Source organism: Arthrobacter sp. S2(2024) (genome assembly GCF_036662515.1).
Classification (GTDB): Bacteria; Actinomycetota; Actinomycetes; order Actinomycetales; family Micrococcaceae; genus Arthrobacter.
The window spans coordinates 155,558-175,286 of the sequence record NZ_JAYKZI010000003.1 but is presented as its reverse complement, the minus strand read 5'-3'; the positions used below and the strand labels follow the sequence as shown (position 1 = coordinate 175,286).

Sequence of the window (19,729 nt, the reverse complement as noted above, 5' to 3'; positions counted from 1 at the left end):
GCCGCGCCTGTCAGGAGTGCCTGCAAGTGTCCTGGCTAGTTTGCTTCCCTGTAGTCGTGGTGGACGTCGTTCGGCAGGGACTCTGCCTCGCGTGAGCGGAGTTCTGCTTTCAGCTTCCGCGTCTTCTGGATCTGTATTTCGTTGAGTATCAGAGGAATGAGCACAAAGAGCGGGAAGACGAGCCGCCCGAAGACAGGGAGGTCTTCGAGAAAGATCGCCCAGAACATTGCGAAGACGAATACAGCACTATAGATGTACCGGAAGACAAGCATGTTTCTCCTCGTGCGTTATGCGCAGTCGCGGGCTGGCATGGGTATGGCCCCGGCTCCAGGATTCCAAATCCTGAATCCGTAGCAACCCCACAGGAGAAGCCCTGAGCTGGACTGCCAGACGTTTCCGATGTTGCTGATGGTGTCAGCCTCCCAGCCGTACATGGCGACGACCGGGTATGGAATCCACTGGATCGAGGGATCCGCGACGATTGGATAGGCAGCACCGTTGGTGTTGACGTGCTGGGTGATTTTGGACCCGTTGACGGTATACGACGTCGGGAGCTTCTTGCCGTTGGAGTCGAGTGCCCATGGGGCACTGATGAATGGAATCACGATGCGGGAGGACTGGTTGCGGAGCTGCACGCCGCCGTCGTTGGTGAGTTCTGCGACGTACCCGTCCGGGATCGACATGGAGAAGTCCGCGGAAGCTGCCGCTGCCGCGGTTCCCGTGAGCAACTTCTTCAGTGCATTCATCAAGTTGTCCCCTAACCTCTGATTGACTTGGAATCAGCAACGCCAAAGGTGATAGCCGTCTTTCACTTTATTTTGCGGCGTCGACGGAAACGTCATCCTCTGGGACTAGATTGTGCGCCGATTCGGTTTTGCCTGGTCCACCTATCGGATGAGCCGGATAACGACGCTCAGACCCTTCGCGCCGCAGGCGTGCCCGACCGGGGCAGAGCGCCGGCTGTTGCTTGGCTCGCCCGTCTAGTGTTCGACGGGTCGGAATCGCGGGCTCGAGTTGGCGAAGAGACAGCAGACCCCAGCCAAAGAATCAGGCTGCACTTTGTCTCAGAAGTCCGCATGTGGAGCGGTGGATCCCACTTCAGCTGTACGAGGCCACGCCGACTTGCGCCGAGATCGCAATGGAGGGTCGGAGCGGTTAGCGCACCAACTGGGTCTCCTCCTCCAAGTGGCCCAGCTTGTCCGGGTTACGCATGGCGAAGATCCGCGCGATCCTGCCGTCCTCCACCACCAGGCTGATGAGCGACGGACCGCCTGCTTCGTCGTCGATCCGGATGCCGAGGCCGCCGTTGAGCCAAAGCAGAGCGATTTTCGGGTTGAGCGCGGCCTCTGGGAAGGACCGCAGCAGATTTGTCACCTTCTTCGCACCGTACACCGGCACCCGAACCGCCTGCGCGATGCCGCCGCCGTCGGCGATGAGTACGACGTCCGGCGCCAACACATCCATCAAGCCCTGCACATCCCCGGTGGTGACCGCCGCCAGGAACCGTTCGACGACTTCCTGCTGCTCGCTGCGGTCCACGCGCATGCGGGGGCAGCGGGCGGCCACATGAGAGCGCGCACGGCTGACGATCTGGCGCACGGCGGCCGCTGACTTGCCCACGGCCTCGGCAATCTCCTCGTAGGGCACGTCGAAAACCTCCCGTAGTACGAAGACCGCCCGCTCCACAGGGGTGAGGGATTCGAGAACGGTGAGCATGGCGATCGAGACGCTTTCGGCCAGTTCCACGTCCTCGGCGACATCCGGCACGGTGAGCAGGGGCTCGGGCAGCCATTCCCCGACGTAATCCTCCCGCCGTCGTGACAGCGTGCGGAGGCGGTTGAGCGCTTGGCGGGTGACGATACGGACGAAATAGGCCCGCGGGTCACGCACCTCCGCGCGGGCTCCGGTGCCCAGGTCAGACCACCGCAGCCAGGCCTCCTGCACCACGTCCTCGGCATCGGCGGCGGAGCCAAGCATTTCGTAGGCGACGGTGAAGAGCAGGCTGCGATGAGTGACGAAAAGGTCCAAGCTGTCGGCGGCGCCGGAGCTACTCATGCCCGCCACGCTACCGCGCGCCGCTTCGTGCCGCGAGCGGCTTCAAGCCACAGGCATCCGCGAAACCCTCGGACTCAATGCCCAGGGCGACGTTGCCGCGGGTCGTGAGGTTGGCAAAGCCGATAACGCTGGTCAGCTCAACCAGGCCCGGTGAGCCGAGCTGCTCCAGCAGCCGGGCAGCGAGCTCGTCAGTGACCGTTACGGGGGTCGTACTCATCGCTTCGGCATATTCCAGCACGTCCCGCTCCAGGGGCGTGAAGACCCCGGAATCACGCCAGCGCGGGATCTGCTGTGCCTTTTCCAGGTCGAGGCCGTGGTTGTGGGCCATGAAGTAGTTGTAGTCCAGGCACCACGTACAACCGATGAGTGAGGCCACGGCCATGTGCGCGTAGGACTTCAGCGACTCGTCACACCTGTTCCACTTCTGCAGCTTCTGTCCGAAGCCCATGGATGCCTTGAGAACGGGCTGGTTGTGCCACATGACGCCCAACGATTCCGGGACTTTGCCAAACATCTTCGCGCTGAATTTCTTGATGAGTGCGCCGTAGAAACCGGTGATCTCTGCGGCCGGGATCCTGCTGGTCATGACTCCTCCTGCGGGTCTGTTCTGGGTCCTATGACATGAAGACACCACCCGAGCCCGATCTGTGACAGCGACGTGACGCCAGAGGGCGGCGTCCACCTGATCTGATAACTGTCCCCGCCCGCGTAGCCTAGGGCTAACGATTATTGGGGGGAACCAGTGAATTTAAGTCCAGCCTTCAGTGTTATTGGGTTCTGTACGCGATCGTCACGTTCGTGCTGGCTGGACTGGCGGTGTACGCCCTGGTCCTCGTCATTGTTTTCCTTCGGCTGCGGATCGCCGAGCTGAAGCAGGCGGCACGGCGCAAAGACGATCCCCTGCGGTGATGACTCGAGCAAGCGAATGACCCGGTCAGATGCATGTCTGGGCACCCTGACCCGTCTCAGATTTTCCTTCGTGCCATTCGTTACCTCGTCGCGTAGAAGGCGACAGCCGACGACGCAGCAACGTTCAGCGAGTCGACGCCGTTCATCATCGGAATCGTCACGCGGGCGTCAAGTAGTTGATCTGTCTCGGGCTTCAGCCCGTCGCCTTCGGTTCCGAAAACCAGCACCAGGTTTTGATGATCCTGGGCCACCAGCTCATCCAGAGTGATGGCTCCCTCCCCCAGGGACATGCCTGCCACGAAGTAGCCCGCCTCTTTCAGCTGTTCGATGCTAGCTGGCCACGGGTCGACCCTTGTCCACGGCACCTGAAAAACTGTGCCCATGCTGACCCTGATCGAGCGCCGGTACAACGGATCGGCACACTGAGGTGACACCAGCACGGCGTCGACGCCAATGGCCGCGGCTGACCTGAACACGGCTCCGACATTTGTATGGTCGGTAAGGTCCTCAAGCACTGCGATCCTTGATCGCCCTCGTGCACGAACGCAATCGGCGAGAAGTTCCTCGAGGGGCACCGGTGCGGGGCGATGCATGGCCGCCATGGCACCGCGGTGCAGGTGGAATCCGGTGATTTCCTCAAGCAGCGAAGCTTTGCCGATGTAGACCGGGACCTCCGGGAACTGTTGGAAGACGTCGTCGAGGTCTTCCAACCATTTCTCCGCCAGGAAGAAGGAACGGGGTTGGTGCCCGGCCGCGAGGGCGCGTCGCAGGACCCGTGACGACTCTGCGATGTACATGCCCTCAGCAGGCTCGCGGAGCTTGCGGAGGTGTACATCCGTCAATTGCGTGTAGTCGGCAACGCACGGATCGTCGGCCGACTCGAGGTAGTGGAAAGTCACGGGGTTCCTATTTCAGCAGGTTGGCGATCATGAACCCGAGGGCCACGATGCCGAGCGCGAAGATCACGATGCGCAGCGCGAGGGGCTTCAAACGCCGTCCCACTTTGGAGCCCACCAGACCGCCGATCAACGAACTGACCGCGATGACTGCCACCACCGGCCATTCGATCCGGCCAAAGGCAAACAAGAGGTAGGAGCAGGCTGCCACTACGTTGACGGCCAGCACCAGGATGTTCTTCATCGCGTTGGCGTTCTGGATGGTGCCGGTCATGAAGACACCCAGAATGCCAACGAGCAGGATGCCTTGGGCTGCGACAAAGTAGCCGCCGTAGACCCCCGCGAGGTACACCAACACCACCAGGATCACGGTGTGCCGCTTGTCGTGGATGGCGTGCTCCGGGTTGCCGGCCCGGTCCTGGACCCACCGTTGGAGTTTCGGCTGGAAGAGCACCATGAGCAGCGCGACCACAATCAGGATGGGAGCGGCGTAGTAGAAGACCTTTTCCGGAAGGTGCAGCAGCAGCCAAGCACCCGTGATGCCGCCGAGCAGCGACGCCGGCAAGAGCCTGAGCAGTTGCCGGCCCCTGCCCCTGAGTTCGTGTCGGTAGCCCCAGGCCCCTGTCACGTTGCCGGCCACAAGCCCCATGGCGTTGCTGATGGTCGCCGTGACGGGCGCGTAGCCCAGGGCGATGAGGACCGGGAACGTCACCAGGGTGCCGGAGCCGACAACGCTGTTGATGGTTCCGGCCCACAAGCCCGCGAAAAAGATCAGGATGCTGCTAAGGATCTCCACTGCTTCTCGCTGCCCCGGTCTAGCGGCGGGCGGTGGCCGTGTATCGGCCGGCGTTTTCGGTCACATCCAGGGGCAGGCCGAAGGTGTTGCTGAGATGTTCCGCGGTCAGGACTTCCTCGATGGGTCCTGCGGCAACCACCCCGCCGTCGCGAAGCAGCATGGCGTGGGTGAATCCGGGCGGAACTTCTTCAAGGTGGTGCGTCACGAGGACCATGGCGGGGGCGTCCTCGTCACGGGCGAGTTCACCGAGTTTGTGGACGAGCTCTTCGCGTCCGCCGAGGTCCAGGCCGGCGGCCGGCTCGTCGAGGAGGAGCAGCTCCGGGTCGGTCATGAGGGCCCGGGCGATCTGCACGCGCTTGCGCTCGCCTTCGGAAAGCGAAGAGAAGGAGCGGTTCAGCAGCGGACCCATGCCCCATTCGTTGAGAAGGCCGAAGGCCCGGCGCTCGTCGTCGCGCTCGTATCCCTCACGCCAGCGGCCGGTCACACCGTAGGCCGCGGTGACCACGACGTTCAACACGTTTTCCTGTTCCGGGATCTGGGTAGCCAGGGCCGCAGAGGAAAGGCCGATCCGCGGACGGAGCTCGAACACGTCCACCCGGCCTAGCGTCTCGTCCAGGATCCCGGCCTTCCCGCTAGTGGGATGCATCCGGGCGGCGGCGATCTGGAGCAGAGTGGTCTTTCCGGCACCGTTGGGACCGAGGATGACCCAGCGTTCGCCTTCATTGACCTGCCAGTCAACCTTGTCCAGCAGGGTCTTGGTACCTCGGACAACGCTGACGGAAGCCAATTCAAGAACATCACTCATAGGAGTAGACACTAGGACAAAAATAGGGGCGATAGATAACTGGAACTTCGGTCACATGGTTTGTGCGACGACGTGGATGAAACACGAGTTCGGGCGGCGGTTCCCCGCTCGCTAAGATTGCAGCCATGAGTTCGAACTTGACCGCGGTCAGCTATGGCGTGAATTTGTCCCTTTCGGAGCTTGAACACCTGCGCAAGGTCTTGTCCGGATCGGGGGCTACCTTCACGTCGGAGTCGCGTTCGGGCGACGAGCGCTTCGGGGTCTATACCATGGGCCTGGCCGTTGACGGGGCTACTGACACCGACTTGTCAGGCCTCCGGCGCAGGGTCGCCGAGGCCTCCGCACCGGGCATGGACACCGCGATTGTCGCCGACGCGCTGCGTGACGCTTCGCGCAAGCTGCTGATCATGGATGTGGACTCCACCTTGATCCAGCAGGAAGTGATCGAACTGCTTGCCGCGCACGCCGGCAAACGCGAGGAAGTAGCCGCCGTGACCGAGGCTGCGATGCGCGGCGAACTGGACTTCGCGCAAAGCCTCCACGCCCGGGTGGCGGTCCTCGCAGGCCTGCCGGCCGCCGTCGTCGACGCCGTCCGCGCTGAGGTGCGCCTGAGCGAGGGGGCCGCGGAACTCGTGGCCGCGTTCAAGGCCGCCGGCCATGCGGTGGCGGTGGTATCCGGTGGCTTCAACCAGATCCTTCGGCCCATCGCTGAGGAACTCGGCCTGGACTACTGGATCGCAAATGAACTTGAAATCGTTGACGGCTTCCTGACGGGCAAGGTCCTTGGCGACGTGATCGACCGCGCCGCCAAGGAGAAGTACCTTCGCGAGTGGGCAGCCGCCGAGGGAATCGACCTGGAGCACACCATCGCAGTGGGCGACGGTGCCAATGACCTGGACATGCTGGGCGCTGCGGGCATCGGTGTGGCGTTCAACGCCAAGCCTGCCGTCCGGGCGGTAGCCGATGCCGCCATCAACATGCCGTACCTGGACGCGGTCCGGCATATCGCCGGCGTTTAGGCGGAAATTCACGCGCAACGACGAAGCGGCCCGGGACAGACAGTCCCGGGCCGCTTTTTTCATGCGCTAAAAAGTAATCAGGCGCTCTTGCCGAAGTAATCGGCGCCGCCGACGTACTCGGTGTGGCCGCTCTCGACGTCGGCCGTGGCCATCTTCGCCACCTCGGCTGCGAACTCCTCCACCGAGTACAGCTTGCCGGCCTCGGCCCGGCGGGCCTCGATGGCGCCAGGGTTCGAGCGGTCCAGCAGGGTGGCCGTCACGGTGCCCTCGATCATGTCGCCGGAAACCACGACGAGGGAGATGCCCTTGTCGCTAAGGTTCGGCAGAAGTTCACGCAATGCGTCTTCGCCGGCGCGCTTGCTCCGGGCAACGGGCTCGTACTCGGGCATCGTGGGAACGGTCTCGACGAAGTGCGCCTGGTGGCTCGTGACGAACACCACGCGGGAACCTTCCGGCATCAGCGGAACTGCGGCGTTGAGCATGTTGATCTGGGCGTCGCGGTTCAGCTTGAGGGCGTAGTCCTCTTCCATGCCGGACTCCATGCCGCCGGAAGCGTTGAGCACGAGGACGTTCAGCGAACCGAATTCCTCCATGGCGGCGCTGGCCAGCGCCTGGACGCCTTCCTGCGTGGTCAGGTCCGCGCCAACGGCTACGGCACGGCCGCCGGCCGCCTGGATCTCGCCGACTACCTTGTTGGCCCGGGGGGCCTTCTGGCGGTAGTTGACGACGACGGCAGCGCCCTCGCCAGCCAGGATCTTGGCTACTTCAGCGCCGATGCCGCGCGAAGAACCGGTGACGATTGCCGTCTTGTTGTCCAGCAGTCCCATTCGTGCTCCTTTATTCAAAACGTCCAACTTGTTGAAAACATCCAACTTCTATTAATTCCGAGTCAATCATGCCAGCGGGATTGGTGATCTAGTGGCCCATGCCCAGGCCGCCGTCCACGGGGATGACGGCACCGGAAATGTATGCGGCTTCGTCACTGGCAATCCAGCGGACCACGTTGGCCACCTCGGAGGCTTCGGCAAAGCGGCCGGCCGGAACACTCGCCAAGTAGGCCTTCTGGGTGTCTTCGGGAAGCTCGGCGGTCATGTCCGTGTTGATGAACCCCGGTGCCACCACGTTCGCCGTGATGCCCCTGCTACCAAGTTCGCGGGTGAGGGAACGGGCGATGCCCACCATGCCCGCCTTCGAGGCCGAGTAATTGATCTGTCCCGGTGCGCCGTAGAGACCCGACACGGAAGAGATCAGCACAACCCGGCCCTTGCGCAGGCGGATCATGCCTTTGGAGGCACGCTTGATCACCCGGAAGGCGCCCGTGAGGTTGGTGTCGATGACGGACGTGAAGTCGTCCTCGCTCATGCGCAAAAGGAGAGTGTCCTTGGTGATCCCGGCGTTGGCTACCAAAACCTCCACGGGTCCATGGGCGGCCTCGACTTCCTTGAAGGCTGCGTCGACGGAGGCCTCGTCCGTCACATCGGCCTTGACGCCAAGGATGCCCTCGGGAAGGGGGGTTTCGCTGCGGTAGGTCACGGCGACCTTGTCGCCGTTGGCGAGGAATGCCTCTGCGATAGCCAGGCCGATGCCGCGGTTTCCGCCCGTAATGAGGACGCTGCGGGCGGTTGATACTGCTTCAGACATGCTGCTCTCCAGAGTTCCGCGGCAGGACTGTGCCGCTTGAAAGTGGGTGATTTCCTGCATCGATCTTAGCCGCCGCGAGGCCCCGGCCGCGGGTAGCTGCACCTGGCGCGGTTTGGGAGGCCCGTTCAAGGGTGAGAGAATTGAGGGAAGCCGTTGGAGCGTGATGAATCAGCCGTGACAAGAGATAGCAGTCCCCTGCAGGCGCCCGGGGACCCGGACGCCGTATCAGGTGACCCCGTGGTGCATAGCATTACCGACGCCGCCGCCGCCCACTCGGACGACATGCGCGAACGAATGATCAAGTACGCCTTGGCAATGGGTATCCGCTTGGTGTGCCTCATTCTCATTTTCGTGGTCGACGGCTGGTTCAAGATCATCGCTGTCGCAGGGGCCGTGTTCCTGCCCTGGATTGCCGTAGTGATCGCCAATGGCAGCGACAAGGCCGAAGTCCACAGCGACGCCTTGCTGGACTACGTCCCGGCCGTCGAGCTGGAAGCGGCACCGGCTGAAGAAGGGGCGCCGTCGGCGGCGCCCGTCACCGTCCTGGAAGGCGAACTCATCGACGACGACGGCGACGACGCCACCGTCCAGGACGCTTCCGGTCCGGAACCAGCCGACAACACCGGTGCCAGCAAGCAGCGATATCCGCTCGGCGGGGAAGAACAGGCGGCTTCATGAATATCTTCACTATGGGCGGCCTTGGGCTGGAGAATGAAGAGCACGCGGGCCGGGGCGGGACGCATCCGGCCGTCTGCTCACGCAAGGCGTGCCGCGCCGAGGCGACGTGGCAGCTCCTGTGGAACAATCCCCGCATCCACACTCCCGAGCGCCGCAAAGTATGGCTGTCCTGCGAGGAGCACCGGGAATGGTTGGAGGACTACTTGCAGACCCGCGGCCTCTTGAAAGAGACCATCCCGTTCGCGATGACCACTGACCCAGGCGAGGCCAGCTGAATGTACCGCTTTCTCTTTTCCAGCAAGTGGCTGGGCTACTTCGTCTTGGCCGTGATCTTCGCCACCGGCTGCGTCTTGCTGGGTCGCTGGCAAATGGACCGCAGGGCCGAGACGTTGGCCGAGATCAACCGCGTTGTCACCAACTACTCGGCCGCTCCCCTTCCCTTCTCCGCCGCCAAGGCGGAGTTCCAGTCCCTGGACCCCGAACGGGAATGGGCACAAGTTGAGCTCCACGGAAGGTATGACGTTGCGGGCCAACGAGTCGTCCGTAACCGTCCCCTCAACGGCCAGCCCGGGTACGAAGTAGTGGTCCCGTTCCGATTGTCGAGCGGCGACGCCGTGGTAATTGACCGCGGATGGTTGCCCATCGGAAACAAGACACCCGGGCACCCCGACAGCATCCCGGCCCCGCCGGCCGGCGAGGTTACCGTCGTCGCCCGCTTGAAGGCCTCTGAACCGGATCTGGGCCGCGGCGCCGTGGACGGCCAGCTGGCATCGATCGACCTCCCTTCATATGCCACGGAACTTGGCTACCCCATCATGACCGGGGCCTACGGGCAGCTCGCCACGGAATCGCCCGCCGTCCAGGTGATGCCCGCGCCGTTCGCCAAGCCGGCCACCGACGAGGGCACCCACCTTTCCTACTCCTTGCAGTGGTTCGCGTTCGGCGTGCTGATGTTCGTTGGTTTCGGCTACGCGGCCAGGCAACAGGCCCGCAATGCCCGGATTGATGCCGAGGACGAGGACGAAGAAATCAGCGCGATGCCTCGTCCGAAGGCACCCGCGCCACGGAAATCAAAGCGGCCAACGGCCGAAGAAGAGGAAGACGCCATCCTGGATGCGCAAGGCTACTGAAACGATCCCGGCCTCCGTGCTGAACGTGAAGTCCGCCCTGACCGCGGCGGGCGCCCAGGACACGGTGCTCACCTTCGACGACGATGTCCCCACCGCCGCTGCGGCAGCATCCTTGCTGGGTTGCGACATTGCGGCCATCGCCAACAGCCTCGTCTTCGAACTCGACGGCACTCCCCTGTTGATTCTCGCGAGCGGGGCCGCGAAGGTGGACACCGCCTTGGTCGCGGATTCCCTGGGGACAGCCAGGATCCGCCGGGCCAGGCCGGACTTCGTCTTGGAGCACACCGGCCAGGCCGTAGGCGGCGTGGCTCCCCTTGGACACCCGCGGCCCCTACGAACCATCCTCGACATCTCGCTCCAGGAGCATCCACTGCTCTGGGCGGGCGCGGGTGACCATAACTCGATGTTCTCCATCAGTTACAGCGAACTCCAGCGGATTACGGCCGCCCAGCCCCTCAAGGTCCGCTGATCCGGTGGTCCGTCGGGTCATTGATCCGGCGGGTTATTGATCCTGCGGGTTATTGATCCTGCGGAGCCGTCGTTCCGCTGCAGCCTGGGGCTAGGCTGTTGAGCATGGCTGAATACACCTACGTCACGTACATCGAAGGAACCGCGGACCAGATTTGGACGGCGCTCACGGACGCAGCCCAAAGCGCTGAATACTGGGGCCATGCCAATGTCTCGGATTGGAAGGCAGGTTCACGATGGGAACACCAGCGCACGGACGGCTCCGGAACCGCCGACGTCGTGGGAACTATCCTGGAAGCAACACCCCCGGCGCGCCTGGTGAACACGTGGGAGGATCCCGCGGTTCCAGCGGTGGTGAAGCCCGACGTTGTCACGTTCACCATCGAGTCGCATGACGGCATTGCAAGGCTCACGGTCCATCACAGGAACATCGCCGACGACGAACAGTTGGCGATCGCAGGCCGCGGCTGGTCGGCGGTCCTGTCCAATCTGAAAAGCTACATTGAACTGGGCCGCCCGCTTGCCTCCGTGCCGTGGGAAATGCCCTGACCCTCAGCCTTAAGCGAGCGTGATGAGGTCCAGGTAGTCTTCGTTCCAGTGGTCTTCGACCCCGTCCGGAAGCAGGACAACACGTTCCGGGTTCAGGGCCTGCACGGCGCCCTCATCGTGGCTGACGAGCACGACGGCGCCGGAATAGTTTCGCAGTGCGCCCAGGATCTCGGCGCGGCTGGCCGGGTCGAGGTTGTTGGTGGGTTCGTCGAGTAGCAGCACGTTGGCACTTGAGGCCACGATCGTGGCGAGGGCCAGCCGCGTCTTCTCACCGCCGGAAAGCACACCTGCCGGCTTGTCGACGTCGTCACCCGAGAACAGGAACGACCCGAGGATCCCGCGGACCTCTGCGTCCTTCATGTCCGGAGCCGATGAACGCATGTTCTCCAGGACCGTACGGTCGTGGTCCAGGGTTTCGTGTTCCTGCGCGTAGTAGCCCACTTTGAGCCCGTGGCCCGGGACGATATCGCCGGTGTCCGGCTTGTCCACCCCCGCGAGCATCCGCAGGAGGGTGGTCTTGCCGGCACCGTTGAGGCCCAGGATGACCACTTTGGAGCCACGGTCGATTGCCAGGTCCACGTCGGTGAAGATTTCCAGTGAGCCGTACGACTTGCTCAAACCCTCTGCCGTGAGCGGAGTCTTGCCGCACGGAGCAGGATCCGGGAAACGCAAGGCTGCCACGCGGTCATTCTCGCGGACTGCTTCCAGGCCGCCAAGCAGCCGTTCGGCACGCTTCGCCATGTTCTGCGCGGCCACGGCCTTGGTGGCCTTGGCACGCATCTTGTTGGCTTGGTCCATGAGGACCTGGGCCTTCTTCTCGGCATTGGCGCGTTCGCGCTTTCGGGCGCGCTCGTCGGTTTCCCGCTGCTGCAGGTAGCGCTTCCAACCCATGTTGTAGAAGTCGATCTGCGCCCGGTTGGCGTCCAGGTGGTAGACCTTGTTGACGGTGGCTTCCAGGAGCTCCACATCGTGGCTGATCACAATCAGCCCGCCCTGGTGGCCCTTGAGGAAGTCGCGGAGCCACGTGATGGAGTCTGCATCGAGGTGGTTCGTGGGTTCGTCCAGGAGGAGGGTCTCGGCGTCCGAGTAGAGGATCCTGGCTAGTTCCACGCGGCGGCGCTGGCCGCCGGAGAGTGTCTTGAGCGGCTGGTTCAGGAGACGCTCGGGAAGTGCCAGGTTGGAGGAAATAGCTGCGGCTTCCGCCTCGGCCGCATAACCGCCTCCCGCGAGGAACTCGGCTTCCAAACGGTCGTAGCGGTTCATGGCCTTGCGCTGGACCGTGGCGTCCTCGCTGGACATGTCCGTTTGCGCCTGCTTCAGCTTGCCCACCACCACGTCGAGGCCGCGGGCGGAAAGGATGCGGTCGCGTGCAAGCTGTTCCATGTCCGGGGTCCGGGGATCCTGGGGCAAGTAGCCAATCTCGCCACTGCGGGCAACCTTGCCGGCAGCGGGGAGTCCCTCACCGGCGAGGACGCGGGTGAGGGTCGTCTTGCCTGCACCGTTCCGGCCCACCAGACCGATTTTGTCCCCCTTGTCCACGCGGAAGCTCACCTGGTCCATGAGCAGGCGGGCGCCGGCGCGCAGTTCGAGTTCCTGGACGGTAATCAATTCGGGGGATGCCTTTCAATGGGGAACACCCGCAGCACCCGAAGTCAAGGCGCGGCTGAAGTGGAGGGGCCGAACAAACGGCCTTTACGATTCTACCGCCCACGGGGTCCCACACTCGCCAGCGCCAGGGCAGGGCGCGGAACGCCCCGAAATAGTAAGCACCCTTGCTACTATTTTCGGTGCGTGGTTAGGTGAAGGTAGGACGATTGCGAAGGAGGCTCTCGATGAGCAGCACAACAGGATCCGATGGCAAACACGTCCGGGCCCACCGCGGCCAGGATGAAGTCCCTTACACCGAACCACGCCGTGACCGGGTAGGAGATGTACCTGGAACCGGCCCTGGCTACACTGACAACAGCTACGTCGACGAGACGAGCAGCTACCCCGTGGTTCGCGCCGCATCAGACCCAAACGCCGCCACCCGGGAGACAGTCATCGCCCGCGAAAAGGAGCAGTTCGGCGGAATCAAGATCGGCTCGGCCTTCTTCGGTTGGCTGACCGCCACGGGAATGGCCGTGCTCCTGGTCGCCCTCGTGGCGGCGGCCGGGATCGCTGTTGGACTCGCGAACAACGCGAACGTCAGTGACGCAGCGAACCTGGCATCATCGCAGCCCGTCGGCATTGCCGGGATCATCGCGCTTCTGGTGATCCTGTTCCTCTCCTATTATTGCGGCGGCTACGTTGCCGGACGCATGGCCCGGTTCAACGGCATCAGGCAGGGGCTCATGGTCTGGTTTTGGGCAATTATTGTCGCCGTGTTGGTCGCGTTGCTGGGCTTGTTCGCCGGACCGCGGTTCAATATCCTCGCCACCGTGAACAGTTTCCCGAGGATTCCGGTGAATGAGGGACAGCTGAGCACCATCGGCATCATCGCCGCCCTGGTCGTGGCAGCAGTGACCCTCATCGCCGCGGCACTGGGCGGACTGGCTGGAATGCACTACCACCGCAGGGTTGACCGCGCGGGCTTTACCCCAACAGCAGAGGACGTCGAGGCTTAGCCAAGGCGGCTCCGGCAACCAACAGCGCCGCTCTTTGTACCTTGGCCCCAAGGCCCGGGCGCGTTGCTCGTGGACACCCTACAAAATGCAGTGTCAGGCCGCTCTGTAGTGTCGGTTTCAGGGGATTCCCTCTGCCCCGGCACCAGATAGGACTCACGATGAGCAGCACCGAAACCGCATCCACGCGAAAAACTTCACCCCGAACCCGCTGGACGTCCACGGACATCGGCCTCATTGCGGTATTCGCAGCCCTCGTGGCCGCCTCAACACTGATTCCAGGCATTCCGGTGGGCGCCCTGGGCGTGCCGATCACCCTGCAGACCCTCACCGTCATCCTCACGGGCCTTGTGCTCGGCGGCGGGCGGGCTTTTGCCGCCGTCGGGCTTTACACCCTGCTTGGTTTCGCGGGACTGCCGATCTTCAGCGGAGGTCGCAGCGGGCTCGGTATCCTGGCGACACCGTCGGCCGGCTACATCATCGCCTTTCCCTTGGCGGCGGCCGCCACCGGCTGGCTGGCGGCAATCGTGATCCGCAAGACCGTCAAATACCGCGCCGTTTTCCTGTTTGCCGCAGCCATGATCAGCACGATCGTCCTCATCCACGGCCTCGGAGTGCTTGGCTTCATGGTCAATGGCAAGTTCGACTTCGCCAAGGCATTCCTGGCCGATCTACCCTACTACCCCGGCGACACCATCAAGAACGTCCTTGCTGCGATCATCGCCGTCTCGCTCCACAAGGCCTTCCCTGACATCCTGGTCCGCCGCGTCAAATAAAGCGGGAACAATCGGTACATGAACACCATCATTCTCAGCGAAGTCGCGGTGCGCGTAGCCGTCGATGGCAGTCCGGCGCCCAAGACTCTGCTGCAGGACGTCTCGTTGGACCTCACAGAGCAACGCATCGCAGTCATCGGGGCGAACGGCTCAGGAAAGTCCACCCTGCTGCGCTTGCTCAACGGCTTGGTGGCGCCCAGCGAAGGCACCGTCAGCGTCAACGGCGCCGACAGCTTGCGGGACGTTCGCCAGGTCCGCAGCCAGGTGGGATTCGTGTTCACCGACCCCCTGTCGCAATTGGTCATGCCGACCGGGCGGGAAGACGTCGAACTATCACTGCGGCGTTCCATCAAGAACTCCAAGGAGCGTACAGCCCGGGCGGAAGCTGTCCTGGAACGGTTCGGGCTCCTCGACCTTGCCGACCAAAGCATTTACGAGCTGTCCGGCGGCGAACGGCAACTACTCGCCCTGGCCGCAGTCCTCGCGGTAAACCCCGGCGTGTTGGTCCTCGACGAGCCGTCAACATTGCTGGACCTGCGCAACCGGGAGCTGCTCAGGCGGACGCTTGCGGGCCTGGAGCAACAGATCATCATGTCCACCCACGATCTCGACCTCGCCCTCGAAGCGGATCGTGCCCTCGTGGTGGATTGCGGACGGATAGTGTTCGACGGCGGAGCAGCCGACGCCGTCGAACACTACCGCGCGCTGTGCGCCGCTGAGCCCGCACAAGGCAAGGTCGAGGCGACGTGAGGGGCCACGGGGTCCTGATCCCGAATTATGTGCCGGGCGACTCGATCGTGCACCGCACTCCCCTNCCCCCCACTACCGCGCGCTGTGCGCCGCTGAGCCCGCACAAGGCAAGGTCGAGGCGACGTGAGGGGCCACGGGGTCCTGATCCCGAATTATGTGCCGGGCGACTCGATCGTGCACCGCACTCCCCTATGGCTCAAGTTCCTGCTCGTTGCCGGCTGCGGCCTGGCGTCGTTCCTCGTTGTCGACTGGCTTGTCTCGGCAGCCGTCCTCGGGGTGATGTGCGTGCTCTTCCTGCTCAGCGGCGCGGGACTCAAACGTCTCGCGCGTTCCGTGTGGCTCGTGACGCCCATCCTCGCCGTGATCGGCGCCTTCCAATGGTGGCAACTGGGCGGCCCCGTAGCCGCGCGGATCGTGCTCAATGTGCTGGTCTGCGTCGTTGCGGCGTCGGTATTGACGGTCACGACTCCGGTGCAGGCGTTGCTGGACGGGGTGGTTGCCCTGTCCAAGCCGTTCAAGCGGTTCGGGGCGGACCCCGAGCGTTTCGCGCTGACCATCGCCATTATGCTACGCAGCCTTCCGTTCATCGCCGGCGCATTCTCCGATGTCCGTGACTCAGCCCGTGCGCGCGGCCTCGAACGCAATCCCCGCGCCCTGGTACTGCCGGTATTCATCACCACGGTTGCCTATGCGCGCCAGACCGGCGATGCCCTGGCCGCGCGCGGTCTTGGCGACGCGGAAGACTAATTGCCCTGCAACTGGGAGTACTGGAACATTGCCGCCGTGCCCATGCCACCCGCGATGCTAATCATTGCCAGTGCCAGGCTCTCCCGGCCGGGCTGATCTTCGGCAATCCTGCGGGCCTGGGCAAGTAGCCGCGTTACCAGGACAGCGCCCGACGCACCGTAGGCGTGTCCCAACGCCAGCGCACCGCCGTCGAGGTTCGCCCGTTCCGGTTCCACTCCCAGCGCCTCAAGGCAGGCGAGGGTCTGCGAAGCGAATGCCTCGTTGAATTCCACGAGGTCCAGTTCCGCAGGTTCAAGATCGAGCCCGGCCAGCAACCGTCTGGCCGCCACCGAAGCTCCGAGCCCCAGCAATTCCGGGTCCACCCCCGCGGTGTCACAGCCCAGGACGAGCAATCCGTCGGCGGCACCAAGTTGCCGTGCGCGCTCGAGTGAGGTGATCACGACGGCGGAGGCCGCGTCAGCGTCGAAGCACGAGTTTCCGGCGGTCACAGTGCCGCCCGGTACGAATGCCGACGGAAAGCGGGCCATGAGTCCGGCCTTGAGGGATGCCCGGGGTCCGTCATCCGCCTGCACCACGGTGCCCCCGGCTTCCAAGGGAACAATTTCGGAGGCGAATGCGCCGGCGGCACGGGCAGCGACGGCGCGCTCGTGACTCCGCACGGCGAACCCGTCCTGATGTTCGCGACTGACGCCACACTCCCGCGCTACGTTTTCAGCGGCCACACCCATGTCCGGATCCCCGAACCCGGGCGGCACGAAGGTGGCGCGGGTGTAGAAGTCCGGCTCGCCGTCGGGGTCCGGATTTCGCCTGGCACGCAACGGAGCAGTACTGATGCTCTCCACACCCCCGGCGAGGAAGACGCCGTTACCCCCCGCGGCCACGAGCCGGGAGGCCAGGGCGATGGCGTCGAGTCCGGAACCGCACTGCCGGTCCACGGTCAGTCCTGGAACACCCACGGGCAGTCCCGCGAGCAATGCGGCATATCTGGCCAGGTTTCCGCCCCCGCCCACCGCATTGCCGATGACGACGTCGCTGACGTCCGGGCCGGCAACACCGGTGGCTTTCAGGAGTGAGCGCAGCACGGGAGCGAGGAGTTCCTCGGCGCGAAGCGGCTTCAGTTGCCCATTGGCCCGGCAAATTGGTGTACGCAAGGCGGCGATGATCACCGGCTGGCGCGAGGGGTCCAGCCCCGTGGCCCGCTCACGGCTAGGCAAGGGGTTTCGCCCGCGGATCGTTGTTCTCAATCCAGTCGAGCAACATTTGGCGGCTGACCTTCCCGCGGTCCGTCACGGGCAATTCGGACAGCGTGAAATACCGCAGGGGTCGCTTGTCCCGGGCGAGCAAACCGTCCAGTCCCGTCTTCACTTGGGTTGCCGTCACCGAACCATAGGCGGGTACGATTCCGGCGACGACTTTCTGGCCGCGCACTTCGTCCAACATCCCGGCCGCTACAGCCGCCGAGACCCCGGGGACCGATGTCAGGGCGAGTTCCACCTCGTGGGGATAGACGTTCCTCCCGGAGGTGATGATCATGTCGGACCGACGGCCGAGGATGTGCAGGACACCGGAGTCCACATAGCCCTGGTCCCCCACCGTGTACCAACCGTCAAAGCACCGCAGCGCTTGGCCGTCGTCGCCCCACAGATACCCGTTGCTGACCATGCCGGAGCGGACACAGATATTCCCGTCTGCCCCTTCGGGCCGCTCCGCGCCGTCGTCGTCCATGATCTTGAGTTCGACGCCGGGAAACGGTTGGCCGATTCCCGTTCCGCCGGCGTCGAGCGGTTCCCCGGCGGCAAGGCGCGTTCCGGAAACGAAACTGAGCTCGGACGCACCGTAATACTCGAAAATTGCCGCATTGGGCGCCCACCGCCTGGCCGCCTCAAGGGTACGGGCGTCCAGCTTCGAGCCTGCGCAAATAATGCTCCGAACACCGGATGCGTCCACGCCCCCGGTCAATCCGCGCTCACTCAAGAGGCGCAGCATAGTAGGCACGAGGACAAGGCGGGTGACCCCGTCATAAGCGATGGCCGCGTGGACATCGCCGACGTCGAAGGTCTCCAGGGTATGGAAAGCCGCCCCCGCATACAAGCATTCGGACAAGGCGTAGAGGTTCAAGCTCGCGGCCAGCGGTCCGGGCGCAAGCGTCCTGTCCTCCGGCGTCAGCCCGAAGAATTCGATGGAGGCGTCGAACGAGACCTGCCACGAACGCCGTGAACGGGTGAAGGCCTTGGGGACGGACGTGGTTCCGGATGTCAGGCCGATCAGGAACGTGGAGTCCGGATCGCCGTCGGTCAGCTGTTCGCCTTCGCCATGGTGGAGGCCGGTGGCGGACCCGGCTTGCCTCATCCTCCCGGTGACCTCATCGATCATGGCGTGCGGCCACAACGGGTCGAGCACGGCGCAGCGCCGCTCGCCGGCCACCGCGGCCGTGTACGCCACCACGAAGTCCAGGGAATTGGGCTCGGCGAGTATCGTCGTCGCGGCGGTCTCGCCCAGGCGCAACGTTGCGGCGTCCCGAAGGTCAGCCCAGTTGAGCCGTTTGCCGCCGACGACGACGGCGGTGTCGTCGGGGCGGTCATCGGCCCAGAGCTGAAGTTTGTCCAGAAAAGGCATCATCGAATTTTAGCCTCTGCGCCAGCTCCCCGGCCTTCTGTGACGCTGTGCGGGTACGACGACGGCCGGTCACCTTTCGCGAAAGGTGGCCGGCCGTCGTCGTACTTTAAGCAAGCGGTGGGGATCCTAGATGTTGAAGCCGAGTGCCCGCATCTGGTCCTTGCCGTCGTCAGTGATCCGCTCGGGACCCCATGGCGGCATCCATACCCAGTTGAGGCGCCAGTCGTCGACGATGCCGTCGAGGGACTGGCCGACCTGCTCCTCGAGGACATCCGTCAGCGGACAGGCCGCCGTCGTCAACGTCATGTCGATGAGCAGGGCGCCGTCCTCCTCCGAGTATTTCAGACCGTAGAGCAGCCCAAGGTCCACCACGTTGACACCGAGTTCCGGGTCAATGACATCCTTGAGCGCCTCCTCGACGTCCTCGAGGCTGGTGCGAGCCGCGTTGATTTCGGTCATGGCGGGAGTCCTAACTAGGCCTGTGCTGCTGCGGCAGCAGCGATGGTGGCTGCGCCGGCGCCCGTGGCGTAACGGTCGTAGCCTTCTTCTTCGAGGCGGTCGGCCAATTCGGGGCCGCCCTCTTCGACAACCTGGCCATCAACAAACACGTGGACGAAGTCCGGCTTGATGTAGCGCAGGATGCGGGTGTAGTGGGTGATGAGCAAAGTACCCATGTTGCCCGTGGCGTGGGCGCGGTTGACGCCCTCGGAGACGACCTTGAGCGCGTCGACGTCCAGGCCGGAGTCGGTCTCGTCAAGCACGGCGAACTTCGGCTTGAAGAGTTCGAGCTGGAGGATCTCCACGCGCTTCTTCTCGCCGCCCGAGAAGCCCTCGTTGACGTTGCGCTGTGCGAAGTCGGCGTCGATGCGCAACTGCTGCATGGCCGCCTTGACATCCTTGGTCCAGGTGCGGAGAGCGGGAGCTTCGCCGTCGATTGCCGTCTTGGCGGTGCGCAGGAAGTTGGTCATGGTGACGCCCGGAACCTCTACGGGGTACTGCATGGCCAGGAAGACGCCTGCACGGGCGCGCTGGTCAACGGTCATGGCCAATACGTCTTCGCCGTCGAGCGTGATGGTGCCCCTCGTGACGTTGTAGCGCGGGTGGCCGGCAATGGTAGACGCCAGGGTGGACTTGCCCGAACCGTTGGGGCCCATGATTGCGTGGGTCTCGCCGGTCTTGATGGTCAGGCTGACGCCCTTCAGGATCTCCTTGGTACCCTGCTCCGTCTCGATGCTGACGTGCAGGTCCTTGATCTCAAGAGTAGACATGCTCTTCTTTCTTTCGTAAGTCT

24 protein-coding genes are annotated in these 19,729 nt (G+C 64.0%); 10 read left to right on the top strand and 14 right to left on the bottom strand.

Translation table 11 applies throughout. The annotated features are described in order from the left end of the window. Positions 1-35 precede the first annotated feature (35 nt). From VLA65_RS07350 to VLA65_RS07320, 7 genes are all read right to left on the bottom strand, one after another. Entirely contained in the window at positions 36-272 is a 237-nt protein-coding gene (locus VLA65_RS07350) for a hypothetical protein (protein WP_059389251.1), read from the bottom strand. A 15-nt stretch (positions 273-287) separates the two neighbouring features. After that, on the bottom strand, positions 288-746 hold the full coding sequence (locus VLA65_RS07345) for a hypothetical protein (RefSeq protein WP_332602130.1): 459 nt from the start codon (positions 744-746) through the stop codon (positions 288-290). A gap of 409 nt (positions 747-1,155) precedes the next feature. Beyond that, a complete protein-coding gene (locus VLA65_RS07340; protein WP_307053027.1) occupies positions 1,156-2,055 on the bottom strand; it encodes an RNA polymerase sigma-70 factor in 900 nt (299 codons plus the stop codon). 10 nt (positions 2,056-2,065) lie between these two features. Next, positions 2,066-2,641 carry a carboxymuconolactone decarboxylase family protein gene (locus VLA65_RS07335; protein ID WP_332602129.1) on the bottom strand — a complete coding sequence of 192 codons (576 nt, stop codon included), beginning with the start codon at positions 2,639-2,641 and terminating at the stop codon, positions 2,066-2,068. A gap of 403 nt (positions 2,642-3,044) precedes the next feature. Continuing rightward, positions 3,045-3,863, bottom strand: coding sequence for a TrmH family RNA methyltransferase (locus VLA65_RS07330; RefSeq protein WP_332602128.1), 819 nt, complete (start codon positions 3,861-3,863; stop codon positions 3,045-3,047). Between the two features lie 7 nt (positions 3,864-3,870). Further along, positions 3,871-4,656 carry a sulfite exporter TauE/SafE family protein gene (locus tag VLA65_RS07325; RefSeq protein ID WP_306959643.1) on the bottom strand — a complete coding sequence of 262 codons (786 nt, stop codon included), beginning with the start codon at positions 4,654-4,656 and terminating at the stop codon, positions 3,871-3,873. Between the two features lie 19 nt (positions 4,657-4,675). Continuing rightward, positions 4,676-5,461 (bottom strand): ABC transporter ATP-binding protein, encoded by a 786-nt coding sequence (locus VLA65_RS07320; protein WP_332602127.1) that lies wholly within the window; start codon positions 5,459-5,461, stop codon positions 4,676-4,678. 125 nt (positions 5,462-5,586) lie between these two features. On the opposite strand from VLA65_RS07320, the gene serB reads away from it, so the two are divergent. Continuing rightward, positions 5,587-6,480, top strand: coding sequence for a phosphoserine phosphatase SerB (serB, locus tag VLA65_RS07315; protein ID WP_284988201.1), 894 nt, complete (start codon positions 5,587-5,589; stop codon positions 6,478-6,480). 77 nt (positions 6,481-6,557) lie between these two features. On the opposite strand, the gene VLA65_RS07310 is transcribed toward serB, so the two are convergent. Further along, entirely contained in the window at positions 6,558-7,307 is a 750-nt protein-coding gene (locus VLA65_RS07310) for an SDR family oxidoreductase (RefSeq protein ID WP_284988202.1), read from the bottom strand. An 88-nt stretch (positions 7,308-7,395) separates the two neighbouring features. Next, positions 7,396-8,121: a beta-ketoacyl-ACP reductase gene (locus VLA65_RS07305; protein WP_332602126.1), complete on the bottom strand. Its 726-nt coding sequence runs from the start codon at positions 8,119-8,121 to the stop codon at positions 7,396-7,398. Positions 8,122-8,274: 153 nt separating this feature from the next. On the opposite strand from VLA65_RS07305, the gene VLA65_RS07300 reads away from it, so the two are divergent. The 5 genes from VLA65_RS07300 to VLA65_RS07280 all read left to right on the top strand — a co-directional run bounded on the left by VLA65_RS07300 (position 8,275) and on the right by VLA65_RS07280 (position 10,946). Continuing rightward, on the top strand, positions 8,275-8,799 hold the full coding sequence (locus VLA65_RS07300) for a DUF3099 domain-containing protein (RefSeq protein ID WP_332602125.1): 525 nt from the start codon (positions 8,275-8,277) through the stop codon (positions 8,797-8,799). Next, positions 8,796-9,074 (top strand): hypothetical protein, encoded by a 279-nt coding sequence (locus tag VLA65_RS07295; RefSeq protein WP_332602124.1) that lies wholly within the window; start codon positions 8,796-8,798, stop codon positions 9,072-9,074. Before VLA65_RS07300 ends, VLA65_RS07295 begins: the two co-directional genes overlap by 4 nt. Further along, positions 9,075-9,929 carry an SURF1 family cytochrome oxidase biogenesis protein gene (locus VLA65_RS07290; protein ID WP_306959637.1) on the top strand — a complete coding sequence of 285 codons (855 nt, stop codon included), beginning with the start codon at positions 9,075-9,077 and terminating at the stop codon, positions 9,927-9,929. Next, positions 9,913-10,398, top strand: a complete 486-nt coding sequence (locus tag VLA65_RS07285; RefSeq protein WP_332602123.1) for a YbaK/EbsC family protein — start codon at positions 9,913-9,915, stop codon at positions 10,396-10,398. Before VLA65_RS07290 ends, VLA65_RS07285 begins: the two co-directional genes overlap by 17 nt. A 104-nt stretch (positions 10,399-10,502) precedes the next feature. Beyond that, entirely contained in the window at positions 10,503-10,946 is a 444-nt protein-coding gene (locus tag VLA65_RS07280; RefSeq protein WP_059389261.1) for an SRPBCC domain-containing protein, read from the top strand. Positions 10,947-10,955: 9 nt separating this feature from the next. On the opposite strand, the gene VLA65_RS07275 is transcribed toward VLA65_RS07280, so the two are convergent. After that, positions 10,956-12,554 (bottom strand): ABC-F family ATP-binding cassette domain-containing protein, encoded by a 1,599-nt coding sequence (locus VLA65_RS07275; protein ID WP_306959633.1) that lies wholly within the window; start codon positions 12,552-12,554, stop codon positions 10,956-10,958. Positions 12,555-12,778: 224 nt separating this feature from the next. On the opposite strand from VLA65_RS07275, the gene VLA65_RS07270 reads away from it, so the two are divergent. From VLA65_RS07270 to VLA65_RS07255, 4 genes are all read left to right on the top strand, one after another. After that, positions 12,779-13,552, top strand: coding sequence for a YrzE family protein (locus tag VLA65_RS07270; protein ID WP_332602122.1), 774 nt, complete (start codon positions 12,779-12,781; stop codon positions 13,550-13,552). A gap of 158 nt (positions 13,553-13,710) precedes the next feature. After that, on the top strand, positions 13,711-14,325 hold the full coding sequence (locus tag VLA65_RS07265) for a biotin transporter BioY (protein ID WP_059389263.1): 615 nt from the start codon (positions 13,711-13,713) through the stop codon (positions 14,323-14,325). Positions 14,326-14,343: 18 nt separating this feature from the next. Further along, positions 14,344-15,075, top strand: coding sequence for an energy-coupling factor ABC transporter ATP-binding protein (locus VLA65_RS07260; RefSeq protein WP_332602121.1), 732 nt, complete (start codon positions 14,344-14,346; stop codon positions 15,073-15,075). Between the two features lie 123 nt (positions 15,076-15,198). Further along, positions 15,199-15,822 (top strand): energy-coupling factor transporter transmembrane component T family protein, encoded by a 624-nt coding sequence (locus VLA65_RS07255; RefSeq protein WP_059389265.1) that lies wholly within the window; start codon positions 15,199-15,201, stop codon positions 15,820-15,822. On the opposite strand, the gene VLA65_RS07250 is transcribed toward VLA65_RS07255, so the two are convergent. The 4 genes from VLA65_RS07250 to sufC all read right to left on the bottom strand — a co-directional run bounded on the left by VLA65_RS07250 (position 15,819) and on the right by sufC (position 19,706). Beyond that, entirely contained in the window at positions 15,819-17,036 is a 1,218-nt protein-coding gene (locus VLA65_RS07250) for a thiolase family protein (RefSeq protein WP_332602120.1), read from the bottom strand. The genes VLA65_RS07255 and VLA65_RS07250 overlap by 4 nt on opposite strands. Beyond that, positions 17,029-18,438 (bottom strand): class I adenylate-forming enzyme family protein, encoded by a 1,410-nt coding sequence (locus tag VLA65_RS07245; RefSeq protein WP_332602119.1) that lies wholly within the window; start codon positions 18,436-18,438, stop codon positions 17,029-17,031. Before VLA65_RS07245 ends, VLA65_RS07250 begins: the two co-directional genes overlap by 8 nt. A gap of 126 nt (positions 18,439-18,564) precedes the next feature. Beyond that, positions 18,565-18,897: a metal-sulfur cluster assembly factor gene (locus tag VLA65_RS07240; protein ID WP_059389266.1), complete on the bottom strand. Its 333-nt coding sequence runs from the start codon at positions 18,895-18,897 to the stop codon at positions 18,565-18,567. 14 nt (positions 18,898-18,911) lie between these two features. Then, a complete protein-coding gene (gene sufC / locus VLA65_RS07235) occupies positions 18,912-19,706 on the bottom strand; it encodes a Fe-S cluster assembly ATPase SufC (RefSeq protein WP_284988212.1) in 795 nt (264 codons plus the stop codon). Between the last annotated feature and the right edge of the window lie 23 nt (positions 19,707-19,729).